At 51.0% G+C, this 20,048-nt stretch carries 19 protein-coding genes and 5 tRNA genes; 17 read left to right on the forward strand and 7 right to left on the reverse strand.

The window, feature by feature from the left end:
• Positions 1–119: 119 nt before the first annotated feature.
• The 7 genes from WC1_RS16990 to glmS form a co-directional block, all read right to left on the reverse strand.
• On the reverse strand, positions 120–1,424 hold the full coding sequence (locus tag WC1_RS16990; RefSeq protein WP_016149806.1) for a dicarboxylate/amino acid:cation symporter: 1,305 nt from the start codon (positions 1,422–1,424) through the stop codon (positions 120–122).
• 168 nt (positions 1,425–1,592) lie between these two features.
• Positions 1,593–1,910: a DUF4387 domain-containing protein gene (locus WC1_RS16985; protein WP_008320068.1), complete on the reverse strand. Its 318-nt coding sequence runs from the start codon at positions 1,908–1,910 to the stop codon at positions 1,593–1,595.
• Positions 1,907–3,277, reverse strand: a complete 1,371-nt coding sequence (locus WC1_RS16980; RefSeq protein WP_003022951.1) for an acyclic terpene utilization AtuA family protein — start codon at positions 3,275–3,277, stop codon at positions 1,907–1,909. Before WC1_RS16980 ends, WC1_RS16985 begins: the two co-directional genes overlap by 4 nt.
• 3 nt (positions 3,278–3,280) lie before the next feature.
• Positions 3,281–4,522: a methylaspartate ammonia-lyase gene (locus tag WC1_RS16975; RefSeq protein ID WP_003022953.1), complete on the reverse strand. Its 1,242-nt coding sequence runs from the start codon at positions 4,520–4,522 to the stop codon at positions 3,281–3,283.
• Positions 4,522–5,967 carry a methylaspartate mutase subunit E gene (locus tag WC1_RS16970; protein WP_003022957.1) on the reverse strand — a complete coding sequence of 482 codons (1,446 nt, stop codon included), beginning with the start codon at positions 5,965–5,967 and terminating at the stop codon, positions 4,522–4,524. The genes WC1_RS16975 and WC1_RS16970 overlap by 1 nt, the downstream gene beginning before the upstream one ends.
• 18 nt (positions 5,968–5,985) lie before the next feature.
• The gene (gene glmL, locus WC1_RS16965; RefSeq protein WP_003835417.1) at positions 5,986–7,374 is read right to left on the reverse strand and encodes a methylaspartate mutase accessory protein GlmL; all 1,389 of its coding nucleotides are present in this window, start codon (positions 7,372–7,374) and stop codon (positions 5,986–5,988) included.
• Positions 7,374–7,823 carry a methylaspartate mutase subunit S gene (gene glmS / locus WC1_RS16960; RefSeq protein WP_003022963.1) on the reverse strand — a complete coding sequence of 150 codons (450 nt, stop codon included), beginning with the start codon at positions 7,821–7,823 and terminating at the stop codon, positions 7,374–7,376. Before glmS ends, glmL begins: the two co-directional genes overlap by 1 nt.
• 1,217 nt (positions 7,824–9,040) lie before the next feature.
• Here glmS and cydA point away from each other — a divergent pair.
• From cydA to nadA, 17 genes are all read left to right on the forward strand, one after another.
• Positions 9,041–10,609, forward strand: a complete 1,569-nt coding sequence (gene cydA, locus WC1_RS16955) for a cytochrome ubiquinol oxidase subunit I (RefSeq protein WP_003022965.1) — start codon at positions 9,041–9,043, stop codon at positions 10,607–10,609.
• A gap of 15 nt (positions 10,610–10,624) precedes the next feature.
• Positions 10,625–11,764: a cytochrome d ubiquinol oxidase subunit II gene (gene cydB, locus WC1_RS16950; protein WP_003022968.1), complete on the forward strand. Its 1,140-nt coding sequence runs from the start codon at positions 10,625–10,627 to the stop codon at positions 11,762–11,764.
• 14 nt (positions 11,765–11,778) lie between these two features.
• Positions 11,779–11,892 (forward strand): cytochrome bd-I oxidase subunit CydX, encoded by a 114-nt coding sequence (gene cydX / locus WC1_RS23385; RefSeq protein WP_003022970.1) that lies wholly within the window; start codon positions 11,779–11,781, stop codon positions 11,890–11,892.
• Positions 11,892–12,185 (forward strand): cyd operon protein YbgE, encoded by a 294-nt coding sequence (ybgE, locus tag WC1_RS16945; RefSeq protein WP_003022971.1) that lies wholly within the window; start codon positions 11,892–11,894, stop codon positions 12,183–12,185. The genes cydX and ybgE overlap by 1 nt, the downstream gene beginning before the upstream one ends.
• Positions 12,186–12,335: 150 nt before the next feature.
• Positions 12,336–12,740, forward strand: a complete 405-nt coding sequence (gene ybgC, locus WC1_RS16940) for a tol-pal system-associated acyl-CoA thioesterase (RefSeq protein ID WP_003835413.1) — start codon at positions 12,336–12,338, stop codon at positions 12,738–12,740.
• Positions 12,737–13,429 carry a Tol-Pal system protein TolQ gene (tolQ, locus tag WC1_RS16935; protein ID WP_003022976.1) on the forward strand — a complete coding sequence of 231 codons (693 nt, stop codon included), beginning with the start codon at positions 12,737–12,739 and terminating at the stop codon, positions 13,427–13,429. Before ybgC ends, tolQ begins: the two co-directional genes overlap by 4 nt.
• A gap of 3 nt (positions 13,430–13,432) precedes the next feature.
• Positions 13,433–13,861 carry a colicin uptake protein TolR gene (gene tolR / locus WC1_RS16930; RefSeq protein ID WP_003022978.1) on the forward strand — a complete coding sequence of 143 codons (429 nt, stop codon included), beginning with the start codon at positions 13,433–13,435 and terminating at the stop codon, positions 13,859–13,861.
• Between the two features lie 64 nt (positions 13,862–13,925).
• The gene (gene tolA / locus WC1_RS16925; RefSeq protein WP_016149807.1) at positions 13,926–15,182 is read left to right on the forward strand and encodes a cell envelope integrity protein TolA; all 1,257 of its coding nucleotides are present in this window, start codon (positions 13,926–13,928) and stop codon (positions 15,180–15,182) included.
• A gap of 128 nt (positions 15,183–15,310) precedes the next feature.
• Complete coding sequence (gene tolB / locus WC1_RS16920; protein ID WP_003022981.1) at positions 15,311–16,603, forward strand: Tol-Pal system beta propeller repeat protein TolB; 1,293 nt, start codon at positions 15,311–15,313, stop codon at positions 16,601–16,603.
• Between the two features lie 34 nt (positions 16,604–16,637).
• Positions 16,638–17,156 (forward strand): peptidoglycan-associated lipoprotein Pal, encoded by a 519-nt coding sequence (gene pal, locus WC1_RS16915; protein WP_003022983.1) that lies wholly within the window; start codon positions 16,638–16,640, stop codon positions 17,154–17,156.
• Between the two features lie 9 nt (positions 17,157–17,165).
• Positions 17,166–17,957 carry a cell division protein CpoB gene (gene cpoB / locus WC1_RS16910; protein ID WP_003847309.1) on the forward strand — a complete coding sequence of 264 codons (792 nt, stop codon included), beginning with the start codon at positions 17,166–17,168 and terminating at the stop codon, positions 17,955–17,957.
• A 165-nt stretch (positions 17,958–18,122) separates the two neighbouring features.
• Positions 18,123–18,198 (forward strand) — tRNA-Lys (locus WC1_RS16905).
• Positions 18,199–18,335: 137 nt separating this feature from the next.
• Positions 18,336–18,411: transfer RNA gene (locus tag WC1_RS16900), tRNA-Val, on the forward strand.
• A gap of 3 nt (positions 18,412–18,414) precedes the next feature.
• Positions 18,415–18,490, forward strand: a tRNA-Lys gene (locus tag WC1_RS16895).
• A gap of 45 nt (positions 18,491–18,535) precedes the next feature.
• Positions 18,536–18,611 (forward strand) — tRNA-Lys (locus WC1_RS16890).
• Between the two features lie 32 nt (positions 18,612–18,643).
• Positions 18,644–18,719: transfer RNA gene (locus WC1_RS16885), tRNA-Lys, on the forward strand.
• A gap of 281 nt (positions 18,720–19,000) precedes the next feature.
• Positions 19,001–20,044 carry a quinolinate synthase NadA gene (gene nadA / locus WC1_RS16880; RefSeq protein ID WP_016149808.1) on the forward strand — a complete coding sequence of 348 codons (1,044 nt, stop codon included), beginning with the start codon at positions 19,001–19,003 and terminating at the stop codon, positions 20,042–20,044.
• The last annotated feature ends 4 nt before the right edge of the window (positions 20,045–20,048 follow it).

Consider the following 20,048-nt stretch of genomic DNA (forward strand, 5'->3'; position numbering starts at 1 on the left):
TTCCTGTTGGTGTGCTCATCTTGATGCCGGATGGCGGCGTACCGCCTAATCCGGCCTACGGATAGTTAAACGTTATGTAGGCCGGATAAGCGCAAGCGCCATCCGGCAATAACGTAGTATCAGGACAAAGCGACTTCCGTTTCGGTAACCGGGCGTACCTGTTCCGGTGACTTCACTGGCGCAGTTCCACGGCAACCCTGGCCGAAGTGTTCGCCTTCCCAACGGCCCACAATGGCAGCGCCCATGGCGTTACTCATGACGTTGGTAGCGGAACGACCCATATCGAGGAACGGATCGACGCCCATCAGCAGGATCAAACCCGCTTCGGGAATGTTGAACTGGTTCAGGGTAGCGGCGATAACGACCATCGAGGCACGCGGTACACCCGCCATCCCTTTAGAAGTCAGCATCAGAATTAACAGCATGGTAATTTGCTCGCCCATGCTCAGTTCGATGTTGCACGCCTGAGCAATAAAGACGGTGGCAAAGGAGCAGTAGGCCATGGAGCCGACCAGGTTAAAGGAGTAACCGATAGGCAGAACGAAGCTGGCGATTTTTGAGGAAACGCCGAATTTTTCCAGCTTGTCCAGCGTACCCGGGAAGGCGGCTTCAGAGCTTGAAGTGGTAAAGGCCAGCAGAGCGGGTTCCAGGATTGATTTAGTTAACCGTGCGATGCAAGGCCCGACGATCATAGTAGACAGGCCAATCAGGATCGCCCACAGCATACCCAGCGTCAGGTAGAACTCACCCATGAAGATCCCGGCGCTAACCATCACACCCAGACCACGTTCGGCAATCAGACCTGAAATAGCGGCAAAAACGGTCAGTGGCGCAAACAGCATGACGTAACCCGTCAGCTTCAGCATCACGTGCACCAGTGAATCCAGCACTTTCACAATAGGGTCGGCTTTTTCACCAATCGCAGCGAGGCTGCAACCAAGGAAGATTGAGAACACGACGATCTGCAGAATTTCGTTACGCGCCATCGCATCGACAATACTGGTCGGTACCGCGTGTGAGATGAACACTTTCAGCGTGAATGGCTCTGACTTAACGGCGGCAACAGCGCCGATATCATGTGGCACAAAGTTGATACCTGCGCCTGGCTGGAAGATATTTACGATAACCAGACCCAGCGCGATTGACAGCAATGACGCGCAAATAAACAGGAAGAAGGTTTTCGAAAATATACGTCCCAGCGTTTTAGCATCGCCCATTTTGGCAATACCCACAACCAGAGTTGAAATAACCAATGGTGCGATAATCATTTTCACCATACGTAAGAATATAGTGGTAAAAATGGAAATGTCTGCTGCATAAGATTTTGCTGTTTCAGCCGCGGCCATATTATTTATGGCCACCCCGGCAATCATGCCGAGTATCAGGCCTAATATGATCATCTTCGTTAAACTTATTTTCTTCATGTGTACTCCATCGGATAAAGGTTGGTAATTGGAATTGTGTAGGGTGGCGTGCGCCTGAGCCTGGACAGCAGCTTAGACGCACGCCTGTTGTGACCAACCGCATGAATAATTCGAAGCACTGTGATACAGCTGAATTCTGTGCCCCAATGGTTGTTATTGTGTTTTTTGTTACAAGTCGAACTCAATACTTAATAATGGTGCGTGTTGCTGTGCACCATAAACATCATTGTCACCGACGTTGCCGGAAATAATATCGCGCGGCATGACGATTTTTACGGCATTCGCCGGATCGAACCATACAATATTGTGAATAAAGTCAGGCTTAACGTTATATAAACCGGCAATAAGCTGCGGTGTTAATTGCTCTGAGCGTTTTACGCGCTGATAATCTTCCCGGGTTTTAAATAAAATATCTAAAACCAGTTCGTACGGTCCGGCGTTTTTCGAGCGAATAACTTGTGCCAGTGAACAAATTGAGTGTTTCATGCCTGAACTCCTTCTGGCGTCACCTGTTCAATGTGGAAATCAAAACGCAGCGCATCGCTCGCTTCAATCAGGTGATAGATCGAGAACTCATACACCGGTCCACTCTGAATATCAGATGGCGAGAACGGGAAGGCGAGGTTGCCCGCAGTCGCAATGCGATTTTCATAGCCGTAGTGCAGCAGGGTAGAGCGCACCAGCGAGCAAACGCTGTTGGCGATGTCCTGCGTCGGCGCAACGACATCCAGTAAAATTCCCAGTTCATGGCCCGCTGTTTTCATCGGCTCATGGTTGCCCATCACACCGTTCTTACCGTACAAGTGGAACGTCATGCGGATACTGTCGTCATTCAGGGAGAGGTTACGTGCAACGCTTGCCTGTACCTCTTCAAGAATCGTGTCAATCCCGGCAATCATAATCGGGTCGCGTGTTCCGGCGATGGTCAGGCAACGGAAGCCAACCTGGCGTGCACCTTCCAGTTTCAACGCATACGGTGTTTCTTCATGGCGTGAACCGCTGACATACACTTCACCCTCGTTAACCTGGGTGAAAGTGCATGCTTTCAGGTTCAGCACACCGCCTGGCCCTGGCAGGAAGTAAGGATCTGACTTCTCGTACAGGGTGTGCGCCGCAGCAGAAGTTTCAGTGAACTTACGCTTGGGATTGAACGCCTTCAGCGTAAAGCCGTTGTCGTCGATAATCCCCATCGCACAATCGGAGCCGGAGCCAGGGGTGGCGGCAATGGCAGCACACTCAAGGATCTTACCGCAATGAAGCGCCAGACCTTCATCAAAGCCCTGCATAATCGGCAGCGCGGCGAAGCAGGCCGGATCGTAGGCTCGTCCGCCCAGGACCACCTGTGCACCGGCTTTCAGCGCACGCTGGAAAGGCTCGACGCCCATCTGCGCGACAATGTAGGTGCTCTCTTCAATGGCCTCGTGAGTCAGTTCAGGCACAAAATCGAGCGCGGTGATTTTGCCGTTATCCAGTGCCTGATGAACGATTTCTTTGTCGACATCAGACGGAATTAGCGCCATTGAGAAAGACAGTTTTTCTTCCTGCGCGATCTCATGGATTATTTGGCGACACCACTCCAGATGCGGAGCTGCGCCAGAACCACCGGCTGTGCCGATCACTACCGGGATGTTGTTCTTAACGCCTGCCACAATCATATAGCGCAGATCGCGTTTCACACCGGCCCTGTCAGTAAAGGGTTTACCTGCCCCCAGGTAGTGGGGGCCAGGATCGGAGGAACCTGCGTCAACAGCAATAAGATCCGGTGACTCTTCCATGGCTTTACGAAAACTTTCTTCCGGGAAGCCATAACCCAGGATAGCCGTAGGCGATAAGATCTTAAATGTGCGTGCCATCTCTTAATCCTTAGTTTGCAACAGCGCGATGGTGCGGTTCATTTCGTTAAACACGATGTTGAGACCTTCATCGAAACCCATACCCGGTTTGATCAGCATGCGCATTGGACGCGCGGCCAGCGCGACGTGTACGCAGGTACGAGCACTGATTTCCGTTTCGTTACAGGTACCGCCCTGATAGGCTTCCATTCCGTGTTTGTTGCAATACAGCACTGCATCAACGATGTTGTGAATACCGCCCAGATCCGGGGTTTTAATCTGCACCATGTGGCAACTGCCCGCGTCGGTGAAGTCCACGATGTCCTGATAGGTGTTACACCATTCATCCGCAACGATTTTCACGCCGGAACCCAGACGAGTCAGCTCCTGAGTGATCTCGGTTAACATGCGGATCTGATCCGGCTTGTTACCGGCATCAACCGGGCCTTCAATGTACAGCGGTAGACCTTGAGCTTCGGCTTCCAGGCTGGCGATGTATTCGGCGCAACGCACTGGATCCATATCGAAGATCAGACCAATGGTGCCGTAGACATCAATATGCAGTGTCGGGTGATAGCTTTCGTTGGTGCGCAGGCTCAGGATGCGGTTAGACAACCAGCGGACGTACTCACGCAGTTTTTCACCTTTAAAGCCCAGCTTCTCTTCAACGTTATTGATCAGGGCATGCGGCAGGACATCCACACCTTTGAGGATCATCTTGTCGACGGCGATATAACGGTCGTCGCCGCTCTGACCAAATAACGGAATGGCTTCCGGAACGCATGGCAGTTGCCATTCATCACAAACCACTTCGGCTTTCAGACGACCGGTAGCCAGTGCCGCCGCGTCGAGCAGTGCCTGAGACAGACCATAACGTACGGCGGTATGCAGTAGATGGCCGTCAATACGCAATTCATCAAAGAAACGGGCGTTGGTCAGGAACGAATCAACGTCACGACCTTCCAGCAACGGCTTGATGTGGTCGTTGAGGAACGGAATGAAGTTTTCAGCCAGGAACAGCGGGTCACGACCGCCTGCACCTGAATATTGCACCGCTGCGCAATCGCCCACAGCTACCGCGCCGTTTTCCAGAATCAGTTGTACGGAAACACATTCACCCGCCTGACGAACAGAGGTAAATCCAGGCGTGACCGGATCGCCGGTGTAGATAAACCCGTCATGACCGGCGCCATTTTTGATGGCCTGCTGATCGTCAAAATAAAATGAGGAGTAGCCAGCGGTGAAAAGGGCCTTTTTGATTTTCATTATGGTCTTCCTATTAATTTACTGTGGGATACGGCGTTGATGTCATCAATGACCATCTGGAAAGAAGGCTTGCGGCCTTCAAAATGTGCGCGCTCTGCGACATAGTCGTGGTGCAGGGCGAGAATATCTTTCGGCAGCGGCACGGCACCGGCTTCAAGAATACGGATTGCGCCTGTGTTATCGCGAACAGGCAGGATCTTACCGGCGTTACAGGCGGCAGGAGCGAAAGGTACATCCAGCACGCCAGCTTCAAAGGCCAGCACCGTACCGCGCGCAATGTCGCCATTGCCCAGTTCGAAGACTTTCTTCAACACCGCGCGGACTTCGCTCTTAATCAGGTCAACTTCCTGCTCCACAGCAGCGCACTGCGGGAATTTCTGGTCGCTGACCATGTTGAGCATCTGGCGTGACGCTTTCAGACCCTGGGCGTTAGCTGCCGCGGTTGGGATACCGAACGCTTCGTGCGGGCTTTTGGTGATCACTTTTGTGGCACCCGACATACCAGCAACCGCTGCACCCCAGGCGATAACAGAGAAGGCTTTCGCTTCATCTTCCGGGAATCCGCCCATCCACTGGTGGAAAACGGTGCTCAGTTCGTAATCGTCGAAGCCATGGTTATGGAAGTATTCGTGGGACAGTTCACGCAGCGCCTGAATAGCGGCGATATCCTGCGTCAGGCTACCGACCTGGCCGTAGCCGACCGTAATGGATTTCACGCCTTGTTCCAGCGCCAGCAGACCTTCAATAATCGCCACCGAGTGGGACATAAACGGCGGGATCAGGGTACCGGTCAGCGGGCCAAACGGCTCACGGTTGATGCGAATGCCGTTCTCTTCGTACAGACCCATCAGACGGTCGCAGTACTGCCAGTCGCGAATGGATTTTTCCAGGGTGACGCGTTTGGCGTAAGGGATGTTGTAGGAGATACCGCCGCCTTCGTAGCTGGTGAAGCCACTGGCCATGGCGATTTCTGCCAGCAGGCGCGCATCCGGCGTACCGTGGCGAACCTGGATCGGTTTTTCCAGCGATTCAGTCATCCGGCGGCAGGCAGCAACCCCGTGATTGACGACTGGTAAACCATTCAGCTTGGAAGTACCTGCTTCGATGGATTTCTGGATCCCGACAGCGGCTTCTTCATAGCGGTTCAGACGGGTATAGGCATCGATAGTACTCGGCAGGAGGTCGCACTCTTCCTGCAATGTTTTGAGCAGCGCAATATGCTCATCCATTAATGCTACGCCTGCACGCGGCTGGCTCAGGGTTTTACCTTCCTGATCGGCTTTCAGCAGGGCAAGGGAGAAGCGTTTTTTATCTGGAATTGATTGCTGGTACTTCACGCCATCTTCGAAGTTCTCAACGTCTTTGCCGGTTTCCCAGGTTTGTAATACCTGATGCCTTTCGGTCATGAATTCGTCATGGGTCAATTTTTTATTTCGAAGTTCCATTCGTAGCTGCCTTAAGTTTTATAGGGTTAAACACTGAATGCTGGTGCGAGCAGCGGCTTGCGGGTACAGCCTGGCGACGTTTGCCAGAAGCGGGAGCAGGCCATTTGAATCGCGGTAATACTCAAACTGATTCGGTAACAGAATTCTTTTCCCCTGGTCGTCCAGCTCCCGGTATTTGAGCCAGTTATGGATATCGAACTGGCTGGCGCGAGAGAGCCATCCCCCTGAACCGACGACTTTGCGTACGGTGGTGAGATCGCGACCCATCTGTAAATCCACGTTACCCACGCAGGTGCAAACCTGCTTTTTAGTGCCCGCGTGGCGCTCAGCGGCATAGCCCACGCATAAACCTGCCAGCAGGGTGTCGTAATATTTCTCTTCCTCACTGAGTGGCAGGTAATCCGGTTGCCCAACCAGGTGACGCAGGTAGCGGTAAAACGCTTCCTCGCGCTGTGGTTGTTGGGCGAAGATGACTTTCACCATATCCTGCGTGCTTTCTCCCACCACGACGGCGGAAACGCGCATGCCCAGGTCGCCTTCTACGGTACGTTTGACGAACGGTTCAGGAACACCATGCAGGACGGTATCGGGGGAGAGGGTATTCGCGCTGGCCGAATAGACATCCGTGGTGGCTCCGCCCATATCAATCAGCATGAATTCCTTCCATGCGCTGTCGTAATCGCTAATAGCTTTCACTAACTCATATACCGTCCATGGCGTCGGCATTGGCTCTTCGCCTGTTTCGCCAACAATGACGTCCAGACCTTTGCCTTTGACAATGCGTGACAAGAACACATCACAAATCGCCTGGCGTGCGGCAAACGGATTCGGGTGATCGAGGTCAGGCAGAATGTTGTCTACCGTGGTCAAATCCTTATGTCCCAGAATCGTTTGTATTTCGTCCTGAATGTCCCGGTTTCCGGCGTAGATAATGGCGCAATCAAGCTTTGAGCCTGCCAGCGCATGCGCATTCGCCAGGCCGTAACTTTCTTCGCCACCATCTGTACCGCCGGTAAACAGCAGAATATCTGGAGGGGATGACTCCAGCTCCTGGATGTCATGACGGTTCAGCTTGTACGAATAATATTGCGCGATTTTCGCTCCTGCCGAATGGGCGGTAACTTTTGCCGATTCCAGCGTAATGGAAGGCACCAGCCCCATTGCTGCAACGGCAAGCCCACCTTTCGCTGAGGAGGAGTATTTCAACTGCACTTCACCACTTTTCAGTAACGGGCGAGCATCGGCAACATTCAGCACCTGATTCAGGCTGGCAAAAAAACCGTCTGCCAGATGATGTGTGGTGGTTGGGGTCAGGACATGGTTTATCAGGGTTAAATCCTCGCCTTCATGGGCGAAGAGGGCTGCCTTGGTCCATGTCGAGCCGATATCGACAGAAACTGTTTGCATCAGATGGCCTCTTCCAGGCAACGCTGTTCGAGGCCATTGTGTTGGTGAATATCATTAGTGATAAGCGCGCAAACATCTTCCAGATCGTGACTGGGGGCGAAGACCCGGTTAAAGCCCATCTCTTTAAACTTCACTTCCACATCGGCGAAGTCATGTTTACCGACGACCAGGTTGCCGCCGACGTACAGCAGAATGTCGCCAAGGCCGCGTTCGATGCAGCGCTCACGTAATCCGAGGCAATCAATGTCGCCATGACCGTAGATAGAGGACACCACGATGGCATCGGCGCCTGTTTCAATCGCAGCATCAATATATTCATCCTGGCTCACCATCACCCCGAGGTTGATTACGTGAAAATCATGAGCGGTAAAAACGCGATCCAGAACTTTATTACCTACTGCATGGCAGTCAGCACCGATGACGCCAATAACAAGTGTAGATTTCTTCATGGGTAATCCTCTGTAGGGCTGATGGTCAATAAGTGAAATTATTTTCTAATATTTAGAACATGGATTGTGACAACCTCTTAATAGGGTTGGAGTTTCTGTGGAAGCGAAAAAGGAAGCAATTGATCTATTTTCAAAATATCCTGAGAAAAATGATTGTTATATTTGGTTGTTATAAAATCCCTTTATAATCAGTAGGATGTATCATATTTTCTTGGCCGGTTTTAATTTATTAGAAAAATGGGTAATAAATTACTTGCCATGTTTGTGATCGAAATCTTATTTTGTTATGCGCGCCATTTATGTCGTGTTTTTAATAATTTCAAAAATCACAATTACTAATTAACTTGTGAACGACGTAACGGTTTTTTATTTTTTAATCTTATATGTCACAATTCATTTTTGTTAATTTTAGGATAAAAATGATAATGAAATGTTTGTGGCATATTTAATCTTTGCCACATAAGTGCAGAGTGGGCGTTAAAGATAACTTTCAGTGATGATTTAAGCGAAACGCCAGCGTTTTCTCGCAGAACACCAAACGCAATGCATCGGTCAATGTGGAACGTTTTCTCTTCCAGCTGAGATAGTTACATCTCGGTGTTAATTATAAGTAAAATTTAAATGAATAATTTGTATGAAATAACAAGTCCATGACTTGCTAAACAAAAAACTGTGAGCTACCTAGCATTAGTGATTCTTTATCTGCTATCAATTTTGTCAGCCGGGCTGGTTAAAAGATCGTGTACATTTAAATAAATATCCTATCATTTGTAGTAACGGCAATTACTCATTGAAAAACATGTTGTTAACATCGTATTCACTAGTCATGCGAGTGTTAAACACTATTAACATTAAATTTGAAAATTGATTTAAATCAATGTTTAAAACTTGGAAAACAGCATCAAAAGAGGTTAAATTGCTGCAGATCAAATTGGTCTGAAAGTGGTAAATTAGCTATAAATTGATCACTATCGAAAAATGCAAATTTGTCTCGATAAAAACCTGTTTATTGTAAGGATTTTACGGCGTAATATAATTGCGGGATCAATTTGAGTGTTTTATTAACATGTTTGTAACCTTTCTCCATTGTCCTTTCTTCACAAGAGAAGAAAGAGTAGCGGCGTAAGGAAGCAGATAAATTTGTATTGGGGCATGCGTGTGACCCTTTCTAACGGGGTTCACTCTCGGAGTCTTCATGCGATGAGCAAGGAGTCATGATGTTAGATATAGTCGAACTGTCGCGCTTACAGTTTGCCTTGACCGCGATGTACCACTTCCTGTTTGTGCCACTGACGCTCGGTATGGCGTTCTTGCTGGCCATTATGGAAACGGTCTACGTCCTTTCCGGCAAACAGATTTATAAAGATATGACCAAGTTCTGGGGCAAGTTGTTTGGTATCAACTTCGCTCTGGGTGTGGCTACCGGTCTGACCATGGAGTTCCAGTTCGGGACTAACTGGTCTTACTACTCCCACTATGTAGGGGATATTTTCGGTGCGCCGCTGGCGATCGAAGGTTTGATGGCCTTCTTCCTCGAATCCACCTTTGTAGGTCTGTTCTTCTTCGGCTGGGACCGTTTGGGTAAAGTCCAGCATATGTGTGTCACCTGGCTGGTGGCCCTGGGTTCTAACCTGTCCGCGCTGTGGATTCTGGTTGCGAACGGCTGGATGCAGAACCCAATCGCAGCGGATTTCAACTTCGAAACCATGCGTATGGAGATGCTGAGCTTCTCTGAACTGGTGCTCAACCCGGTAGCACAGGTGAAATTTGTTCACACTGTGGCATCTGGTTATGTATGCGGCGCGATGTTCGTTCTGGGTATCAGCTCCTACTATATGCTGCGCGGTCGTGACTTCGCGTTTGCTAAACGTTCTTTTGCCATCGCGGCCAGCTTTGGTATGGCTGCCATTCTGTCTGTTATCGTTCTGGGTGATGAATCTGGTTACGAAATGGGCGACGTGCAGAAAACCAAACTCGCAGCGATTGAAGCAGAATGGGAAACTCAGCCTGCACCGGCTTCCTTTACGCTGTTCGGTATTCCGGACCAGGATGCGCAGGAAAACCATTTTGCGATTCAAATTCCTTATGCGCTGGGCATCATCGCCACCCGCTCTGTTGATACACCGGTCATTGGTCTGAAAGACTTGATGGTGCAGCACGAAGAGCGTATCCGTAACGGGATGAAAGCGTATCAGTTGCTGGAAGAACTGCGTGCTGGTACTACCGACCAGGCCGTTCGCGACCAGTTCAACAGCATGAAGAAAGACCTGGGTTATGGTCTGCTGCTGAAACGCTATACGGATAACGTCACCGACGCGACCGAAGCGCAAATTCAGCAGGCAACGAAAGATTCTATCCCTCGCGTTGCGCCGCTGTACTTCGCTTTCCGTATCATGGTGGCGTGCGGCATCCTGATGCTGGCAATTATCGCGGTATCCTTCTGGACTGTGCTTCGTAACCGTATCGGTGAGAAAAAATGGCTGCTGCGCACTGCGCTGTACGCGATTCCTCTGCCGTGGATTGCTATTGAATCCGGTTGGTTTGTCGCAGAGTACGGTCGTCAACCGTGGGCGATTGGTGAAGTGTTACCAACAGCCGTAGCGAACTCTTCGCTGACTGCTGGCGACCTCATCTTCTCGATGCTGTTGATTTGCGGCCTGTATACCCTGTTCCTGGTGGCTGAACTGTATCTGATGTTCAAGTTCGCACGCCTTGGGCCGAGTAGCCTGAAAACCGGTCGTTATCACTACGAGCAGTCCACTGTGACTTCTCAGCCGGCACGCTAAGACAGGAGTCGTCAAATGATCGATTATGAAGTATTGCGTTTTATCTGGTGGCTGCTGGTTGGCATTCTGCTGATTGGTTTCGCGGTCACTGATGGCTTCGACATGGGGGTGGGCATGCTCACCCGTTTCCTCGGTCGTAATGATACCGAGCGTCGAATTATGATTAACTCTATCGCCCCGCACTGGGACGGTAACCAGGTTTGGCTTATCACCGCGGGTGGCGCACTGTTCGCTGCCTGGCCGATGGTGTATGCCGCTGCTTTCTCCGGTTTCTATGTGGCGATGATCCTGGTACTGGCGTCTTTGTTCTTCCGTCCGGTCGGTTTTGATTACCGCTCCAAGATTGAAGACATGCGCTGGCGCAACATGTGGGACTGGGGCATCTTCATTGGTAGCTTCGTGCCACCGCTGGTGATTGGCGTGGCGTTCGGCAACCTGCTGCAAGGGGTTCCGTTCCACGTAGATGACTACATGCGTTTGTACTACACCGGTAACTTCTTCCAGTTGCTGAATCCGTTTGGTCTGCTGGCTGGTGTCGTGAGCGTTGGGATGATCATCACCCAGGGTGCGACCTATCTGCAGATGCGTACGGTAGGTGAACTGCATCTGCGTGCTCGTGCAACTTCACAGGTTGCGGCGCTGGTGACTCTGGTCTGCTTCGCGCTGGCCGGTGTATGGGTGATTTACGGTATTGACGGTTATGTTGTGACCTCAGCCCTGGATCATCATGCCGCCTCCAACCCGCTGACCAAAGAAGTGGCTCGCGTGGCTGGCGCATGGATGGTGAACTTTAACAATGCACCTATCCTGTGGCTGGTTCCTGCACTGGGCGTGGTTCTGCCGCTGTTGACCATTCTGACTTCTCGTATGGAGAAAGGGGCCTGGGCATTCGTCTTCTCTTCACTGACGTTAGCATGCATCATCCTGACTGCCGGTATCGCAATGTTCCCGTTTGTGATGCCATCCAGCACCATGATGAACGCAAGTTTGACCATGTGGGATGCAACGTCCAGCCAGCTGACGCTGAATCTGATGACGTATGTAGCTTGTGTGTTTGTACCGATCATTCTGCTGTACACCGGCTGGTGTTACTGGAAGATGTTTGGTCGCATCACTAAAGAAGATATTGAAAGCAACACCCACTCTCTGTACTAAGTAAGGAGCTTAAAATGTGGTATTTCGCATGGATTTTGGGAACGCTTCTTGCCTGTGCATTTGGGATAATCACAGCGCTGGCGCTTGAGCACGTTGAATCAGGCAAAGCCGGACAAGAAGATAGCTAATGACCAATATTATCGCGATGTTATACAACGCGATGGACAAGCGCCCCTTGCGGGCGCTTTCATTTGTGCTGGCAATCGTATTGGCCGGCTGCATATTCTGGGATCCGTCACGTTTCGCGGCTAAAACCAGTGAGCTTGAAATCTGGCATGGTTTTCTGCTGATGTGGGCGGTCTGCGCAGGCATCATTCACGGCGTTGGCTTTCGTCCTCGTGCCGTACACTGGCAGGGTATCTTCTGCCCGCTGATCGCGGATATCGTCCTCGTTGTTGGTCTGTTTTTCTTCTTCTTTTGAATAAGAAACATCCTTAAATATTTATGGGCTTGCATAAGCCCATAATTTTTTACTCTCCGTTTACTTTCCCCCATTCCAAAGCACCATTCCCGCGCGTATAGTAGCGAAGTTTGAAAGCACTAACCTTTTGTTGCATTACCGGGATGTAAAGTGAATACAACGCTGTTTCGATGGCCGGTTCGTGTCTACTATGAAGATACCGATGCCGGTGGGGTGGTTTACCACGCCAGCTACGTCGCTTTTTATGAAAGAGCGCGCACAGAGATGCTGCGTCATCATCACTTCAGTCAGCAGGTCCTGTTGGCTGAACGTGTAGCCTTTGTGGTGCGCAAGATGACCCTCGAGTATTTTGCGCCTGCCCGGCTCGACGATATGCTCGAAGTTCAAACCGAAATTACGTCAATGCGTGGCACCTCTTTGGTTTTCACGCAACGCATTGTCAACGCAGAGAACACCGTGCTGAATGAAGCCGAAGTTCTGATTGTTTGCGTTGATCCACTCAAAATGAAGCCTCGTGCGCTTCCCAAGTCTATTGTCGCGGAGTTTAAGCAGTGACTGACATGAATATCCTTGATTTGTTCCTGAAGGCAAGCCTTCTGGTTAAACTTATCATGTTGATTTTGATTGGTTTCTCAATCGCATCCTGGGCCATTATTATCCAGCGGACCCGTATTCTTAATGCTGCTTCACGTGAAGCCGAAGCATTTGAAGACAAGTTCTGGTCTGGCATTGAATTGTCGCGCCTGTACCAGGAAAGCCAGGGGCGTCGTGATAATTTGGCTGGCTCAGAACAAATTTTCTACAGCGGGTTCAAAGAATTTGCCCGTTTGCATCGGGCAAATAGCCACGCGCCGGAAGCGGTCGTTGAGGGTGCTTCCCGTGCGATGCGTATCTCGATGAACCGTGAGCTGGAAACGCTGGAAACGCATATTCCATTCCTCGGAACCGTTGGCTCCATCAGCCCGTATATCGGTCTGTTCGGTACCGTTTGGGGGATCATGCACGCATTTATCGCGCTGGGCGCGGTAAAACAGGCGACGCTGCAAATGGTTGCACCGGGTATCGCGGAAGCGTTGATTGCAACGGCTATCGGTCTGTTTGCGGCAATCCCGGCGGTTATGGCCTACAACCGTCTGAACCAGCGCGTGAACAAACTGGAACTGAATTACGACAACTTTATGGAAGAGTTCACCGCGATTCTGCACCGCCAGGCGTTTACCGTTAGCGAGAGCAACAAGGGGTAAGCCATGGCCAGAACGCGTGGACGAGGTCGTCGCGAACTCAAGTCCGAAATCAATATTGTACCGCTGCTCGACGTACTGCTGGTGCTGTTGCTGATCTTTATGGCAACCGCACCGATCATTACGCAGAGTGTGGAAGTCGACCTGCCGGATGCGACCGAATCGCAAGCCGTCAGCAGTAACGACGAACCCCCGGTCATTATTGAAGTTTCCGGTATTGGGCAATACAGCGTGGTGGTTGAGAAAGATCGTATGGATCAACTGCCGCCGGAGCAGGTTATCGCGGAAGCGAAAAGTCGCCTGCAGACCAATCCGAAAACGGTCTTTTTAATCGGTGGTGCGAAAGACGTGCCTTATGATGAAATAATTAAAGCGCTGAACTTGTTACACAGTGCAGGCGTAAAATCGGTTGGCTTGATGACGCAGCCAATCTGATGACGGCGTTTTGCTGGCTTGAAAGATAGCACGTAACAGGCGAACAGTTTTTTGGGAACCGAGAGTGTCAAAGGCAACCGAACAAAACGACAAGCTCAAAAGGGCGATAATTATTTCAGCGGTGCTGCATGTCATTTTATTTGCAGCGCTGATCTGGAGTTCGTTCGATGAGCACATTGATGCTTCAGCCGGCGGCGGTGGCGGTTCGTCCATCGACGCCGTTATGGTCGATCCTGGCGCCGTTGTGCAACAGTACGACAGGCAGCAGCAACAGCAGGCAAGCGCGAAACGTGCTGAAGAGCAGCGTGAAAAGCAGGCGCAGCAGCAAGCTGAAGAACTTCGCGAGAAACAGGCAGCTGAGCAAGAGCGACTGAAGCAGCTGGAAAAAGAACGCTTAGCCGCGCAGGAAAAAGTGCGCGAACAGGCGCAACAGCAGAAGCAAGCTGAAGCCGCCGCCGCGAAAGCGCAAGAGCAACAGAAACAGGCTGAAGAAGCTGCGGCGAAGGCTGCTGCAGACGCGAAGGCTAAAGCTGATGCACAGGCGAAACAAGCGGCAGATGCCGCGAAGAAAGCCGCTGCGGACGCACAGAAAAAAGCTGAGGCGGAAGCTGCTAAAGCCGCTGCTGATGCGAAGAAAGTTGCCGAAGCACAAGCTGCTAAAGCTGCCGCGGACGCTGCGAAGAAAGCACAGGCTGAAGCCGCTAAGCAAGCAGCAGCCGAGAAAGCTGCCGCTGAGAAAGCAGAAAAAGCCGCCGCCGCGAAAGCGGCCGCTGCTGAAAAAGCGGCGGCTGATAAGAAAGCCGCAGCGGAAAAAGCAGCAGCAGACAAAAAAGCTGCAGCCGAGAAAGCCGCTGCCGATAAGAAAGCTGCGGCAGATAAAGCAGCAGCTGCTAAAAAGGCTGCGGCCGAAAAAGCCGCTGCAGCCTCTGGCGTTGACGACTTGTTGGGTGACCTGAGCTCCGGTAAGAATGCACCGAAATCGGGCGGTGGAGCGAAAGGAAACGGCCAACCGGCGAAAGATAGTGGTACAAGTGGTGCCAATGGCGGTGCATCTGGTGCTGATATCAGTGCTTACGCATCTCAAATTCGTAATGCGATCCAGAGCCGTCTGTATGGTGCAGATTTGTATGCAGGTAAATCTTGCGTATTACATATCAAGTTAGCACCCGATGGTCTGTTACTGGATGTGACCGAAGAGGGTGGGGATCCTGCATTGTGTCAGGCTGCGCTGACGGCTGCGAAAACCGCCAGAATTCCTAAACCGCCTAGCCAGGCAGTTTATGAAAAAGTAAAAGATGCCAAACTGGACTTCAAACTGTAATAACGACCCCTGAGAAATCAGGGGAAACGGTCTAAGGTTGATACTGAGTTGTGGTAGTTTTGTGTATTTGAGTTTGTTAACATTCTGCTAAATTATCGTGGGCTTTCCGTCCAGATAAGGGAGATATGATGAAGCAGGCATTACGAGTAGCATTTGGTTTTCTGATGCTGTGGGCAGCGGTGCTGCACGCAGAAGTACGTATCGAGATCACCCAGGGGGTGGACTCGGCGCGCCCGATTGGTGTTGTCCCCTTCCAGTGGGCAGGACCGGGTGCTGCACCTGAAGATATCGGTGGTATCGTAGGTGCTGACCTGCGTAACAGCGGTAAATTTAACCCGTTAGACCGTTCTCGTCTGCCTCAGCAGCCTGGTACCGCGCAGGAAGTTCAACCTGCAGCTTGGTCTGCGCTGGGCATTGATGCCGTAGTCGTCGGCCAGGTTACGCCGAACCCGGATGGTTCTTACAGCGTTGCCTATCAGCTGGTTGACACCGGTGGCGCACCGGGTACCGTACTGGCACAGAACACTTATAAAGTGAACAAGCAGTGGCTGCGTTACGCGGGGCATACTGCAAGTGACGAAGTGTTTGAAAAACTGACTGGCATTAAAGGTGCATTCCGTACCCGTATCGCTTATGTTGTTCAGACCAACGGTGGTCAGTTCCCGTACGAATTACGTGTGTCCGACTACGATGGTTACAACCAGTTCGTGGTACACCGTTCTCCGCAGCCGCTGATGTCTCCGGCGTGGTCTCCGGACGGTTCAAAACTGGCGTACGTAACCTTCGAGAGTGGTCGTTCTGCACTGGTTATTCAGACGTTGTCTAATGGCGCGGTTCGTCAGGTAGCGTCGTTCCCACGTCACAACGGTGCGCCTGCGTTTTCTCCGGATGGCAGCAAACTGGCGTTTGCCCTGTCTAAAACCGGTAGCCTGAACCTGTATGTCATGGACATTGGTTCCGGTCAGATCCGTCAGGTGACGGATGGTCGTAGCAACAACACGGAACCGACCTGGTTCCCGGACAGCCAAAACCTGGCCTTTACATCTGACCAGGCCGGTCGTCCGCAGGTATATAAAGTTAACGTCAACGGCGGTGCTCCGCAGCGCATTACCTGGGAAGGTTCGCAAAACCAGGATGCGGATGTGAGCAGCGACGGTAAATTTATGGTAATGGTAAGTTCGGCCAACGGTCAGCAGCACATTGCCAAACAAGATCTGGTAGCGGGTGGCGTACAAGTTCTGTCGTCAACGTTCCTGGACGAAACGCCAAGTCTGGCACCTAACGGCACTATGGTAATCTACAGCTCTTCTCAGGGGATGGGATCCGTGCTGAATTTGGTTTCTACAGATGGGCGTTTCAAAGCGCGTCTTCCGGCAACTGATGGACAGGTTAAATTCCCTGCCTGGTCGCCGTATCTGTGATAATAAATAATTGATTAATAAAGGAATCATTGAAATGCAACTGAACAAAGTGCTGAAAGGGCTGATGATTGCTCTGCCTGTTATGGCTATTGCAGCGTGTTCTTCTAACAAGAACGCCAGCAATGACGGCAGCGAAGGCATGCTGGGTGCCGGCACTGGTATGGATGCAAACGGCAGCGGCAACATGTCTTCTGAAGAGCAAGCGCGTCTTCAGATGCAACAGCTGCAGCAGAACAACATCGTTTACTTCGATCTGGACAAGTACGATATCCGTTCTGATTTCGCTGCAATGCTGGATGCTCACGCTAACTTCCTGCGTAGCAACCCGTCTTACAAAGTCACCGTAGAAGGTCATGCGGACGAACGTGGTACTCCTGAGTACAACATCTCCCTGGGTGAGCGTCGTGCGAACGCCGTTAAGATGTACCTGCAGGGTAAAGGCGTTTCTGCTGACCAGATCTCCATCGTTTCTTACGGTAAAGAAAAACCTGCAGTACTGGGTCATGACGAAGCGGCTTACGCCAAAAACCGTCGCGCCGTACTGGTTTACTAAGAGAATTGCATGAGCAGTAACTTCAGACATCATCTGTTGAGTCTGTCGTTACTGGTTGGCATAGCGGCCCCTTGGGCCGCTTTTGCTCAGGCGCCAATCAGTAGTGTCGGCTCAGGCTCGGTCGAAGACCGTGTCACTCAACTCGAGCGTATTTCTAACGCTCACAGTCAGCTTTTAACCCAACTCCAGCAACAACTCTCCGATAATCAGTCCGATATTGATTCCCTGCGTGGTCAAATTCAGGAAAATCAGTATCAGTTGAACCAGGTTGTTGAACGCCAGAAGCAAATATTGTTGCAGATTAATAATCTTGGCAGCGGTAGTGCGCCTGCGGCGCAGTCTGCAGGTAGCGATCAGAGTGGGGCAGCAGCAACCCCTACGCCTGATGCGGGCGCAGCGGCAGCGTCAGGAGCCCCGGCGCAGACTGGCGATGCGAACACTGATTACAATGCGGCCATTGCTCTGGTGCAGGATAAATCCCGCCAGGATGATGCGATTGAAGCATTTCAGAACTTCATCAAAAAGTACCCAGACTCGACTTACCTGCCAAATGCGAATTACTGGCTGGGTCAGTTGAATTACAACAAGGGGAAAAAAGATGATGCAGCGTTCTATTTTGCTTCAGTAGTTAAAAACTTCCCGAAATCACCAAAGGCTGCAGACGCGATGTATAAAGTCGGCGTCATCATGCAGGACAAAGGTGACACAGCAAAAGCTAAAGCCGTTTATCAGCAGGTTATCACTAAATACCCTGGCACTGATGGCGCGAAACAAGCGCAAAAACGCCTTGGCGCGATGTAATGAACACCATGCGACCAGAAATCGTGTTAATTCTGGTCGCGTCGTGTGATTCCTAAGCAGTTGAGCTATTTACATCGAAATTTTTGTTGCGCTAAAATCTGAAATCAGTAATATATGCCGCCGTTGCCAAGGGATATCAAACAGCCCGAAAGCGGCAAAAAAAGTGGGTCGTTAGCTCAGTTGGTAGAGCAGTTGACTTTTAATCAATTGGTCGCAGGTTCGAATCCTGCACGACCCACCAATCGCTAAGGTGGAACACGATTGTAAAACGTGAAGGATAACGTTGCGTAAGCAACGGCCCGTAGGGCGAGACGAAGTCGAGTCATCCTGCACGACCCACCACTAACTCAGTTAGTAAGTAGTATCCAGCGTAGTATCGGGTGATTAGCTCAGCTGGGAGAGCACCTCCCTTACAAGGAGGGGGTCGGCGGTTCGATCCCGTCATCACCCACCACTCGGGGCGTTAGCTCAGTTGGTAGAGCAGTTGACTTTTAATCAATTGGTCGCAGGTTCGAATCCTGCACGCCCCACCAATTTATTGGTGGTACCGAGTAAAAATTTTCAGGTTATACCCGAGCGGGTCGTTAGCTCAGTTGGTAGAGCAGTTGACTTTTAATCAATTGGTCGCAGGTTCGAATCCTGCACGACCCACCATCCTGAAAGTATAAAGAAGTAAACCCCACAAGGGGGCGTTAGCTCAGTTGGTAGAGCAGTTGACTTTTAATCAATTGGTCGCAGGTTCGAATCCTGCACGCCCCACCAGTGTAAAAAGGCGCCCTAAAGGCGCCTTTTTGCTATTCGCAGAATCAACGATTCGAACCTGCTTGCCTGATGCGCTTCGCTTATCAGTCCTACAGACGACACTATTCACGTAGGCCGGATAAGACGTCAGTCGCCATCCGGCATTCATCACACGCAATTATTGTGACTTTCTTACGCCAATCCGCTATCTTGTTTAGCATATAAAACAAATCTAACCGAATACGGCGTGCGTCACGCTTTTAATCGGTTATTTCGTTAAGCTAGTAAAACGAGAAAGCAAGATGAGCGTGATGTTTGATCCAGAAGCAGCAATTTATCCGTTTCCGCCGAAGCCAGCCCCGCTGAGTGTGGATGAAAAGCAATTTTATCGTGAAAAAATCAAGCGCCTGTTGAAAGAGCGTGATGCCGTTATGGTCGCGCACTATTACACCGATCCTGAAATTCAGCAATTGGCCGAAGAGACCGGTGGCTGTATTTCTGATTCTCTGGAGATGGCGCGGTTCGGCTCAAAACATTCTGCCTCTACGCTGTTGGTTGCAGGAGTGAGGTTTATGGGGGAAACCGCCAAAATCCTCAGCCCGGAAAAGACCATCCTGATGCCGACCTTACAGGCGGAATGTTCATTAGATCTGGGTTGTCCGATTGATGCTTTCAGCGCGTTTTGCGATGCGCATCCTGATCGTACCGTGGTGGTTTACGCCAATACCTCCGCTGCCGTTAAAGCGCGGGCGGACTGGGTTGTCACGTCCAGTATCGCGGTAGAACTTATTGAGCACCTTGATAGTATAGGTGAAAAAATCATCTGGGCTCCGGACAGACATCTGGGCAACTACGTGCAAAAACAGACCGGTGCAGACGTTCTTTGTTGGCAGGGGGCCTGTATCGTCCACGACGAATTTAAAACTCAGGCTTTAACACGCATGAAGGGGCTTTATCCTGATGCTGCGGTGTTGGTGCACCCGGAGTCCCCTCAGTCTATCGTTGATATGGCCGATGCGGTTGGCTCAACCAGCCAGTTAATCAACGCAGCTAAATCGTTACCGCATCAACAACTGATTGTGGCGACTGACCGGGGCATTTTTTACAAAATGCAGCAGGCCGTTCCGGATAAAGAATTGCTTGAAGCGCCGACGGCTGGCGAGGGGGCAACCTGTCGCAGCTGTGCGCATTGTCCGTGGATGGCGATGAACGGCCTCAAGGCGATTGCTGAGGGCCTGGAACAAGGCGGGGCGGCTCATGAGATACATGTTGATGCTGCGCTGCGAGAAGGGGCGTTGTTGCCGTTAAACCGCATGTTGGAATTTGCGGCTACACTTCGAGCTTAATTAA

The sequence above is a fragment of the Citrobacter sp. KTE30 genome, from assembly GCF_000398825.1.
GTDB lineage: Bacteria > Pseudomonadota > Gammaproteobacteria > Enterobacterales > Enterobacteriaceae > Citrobacter > Citrobacter freundii.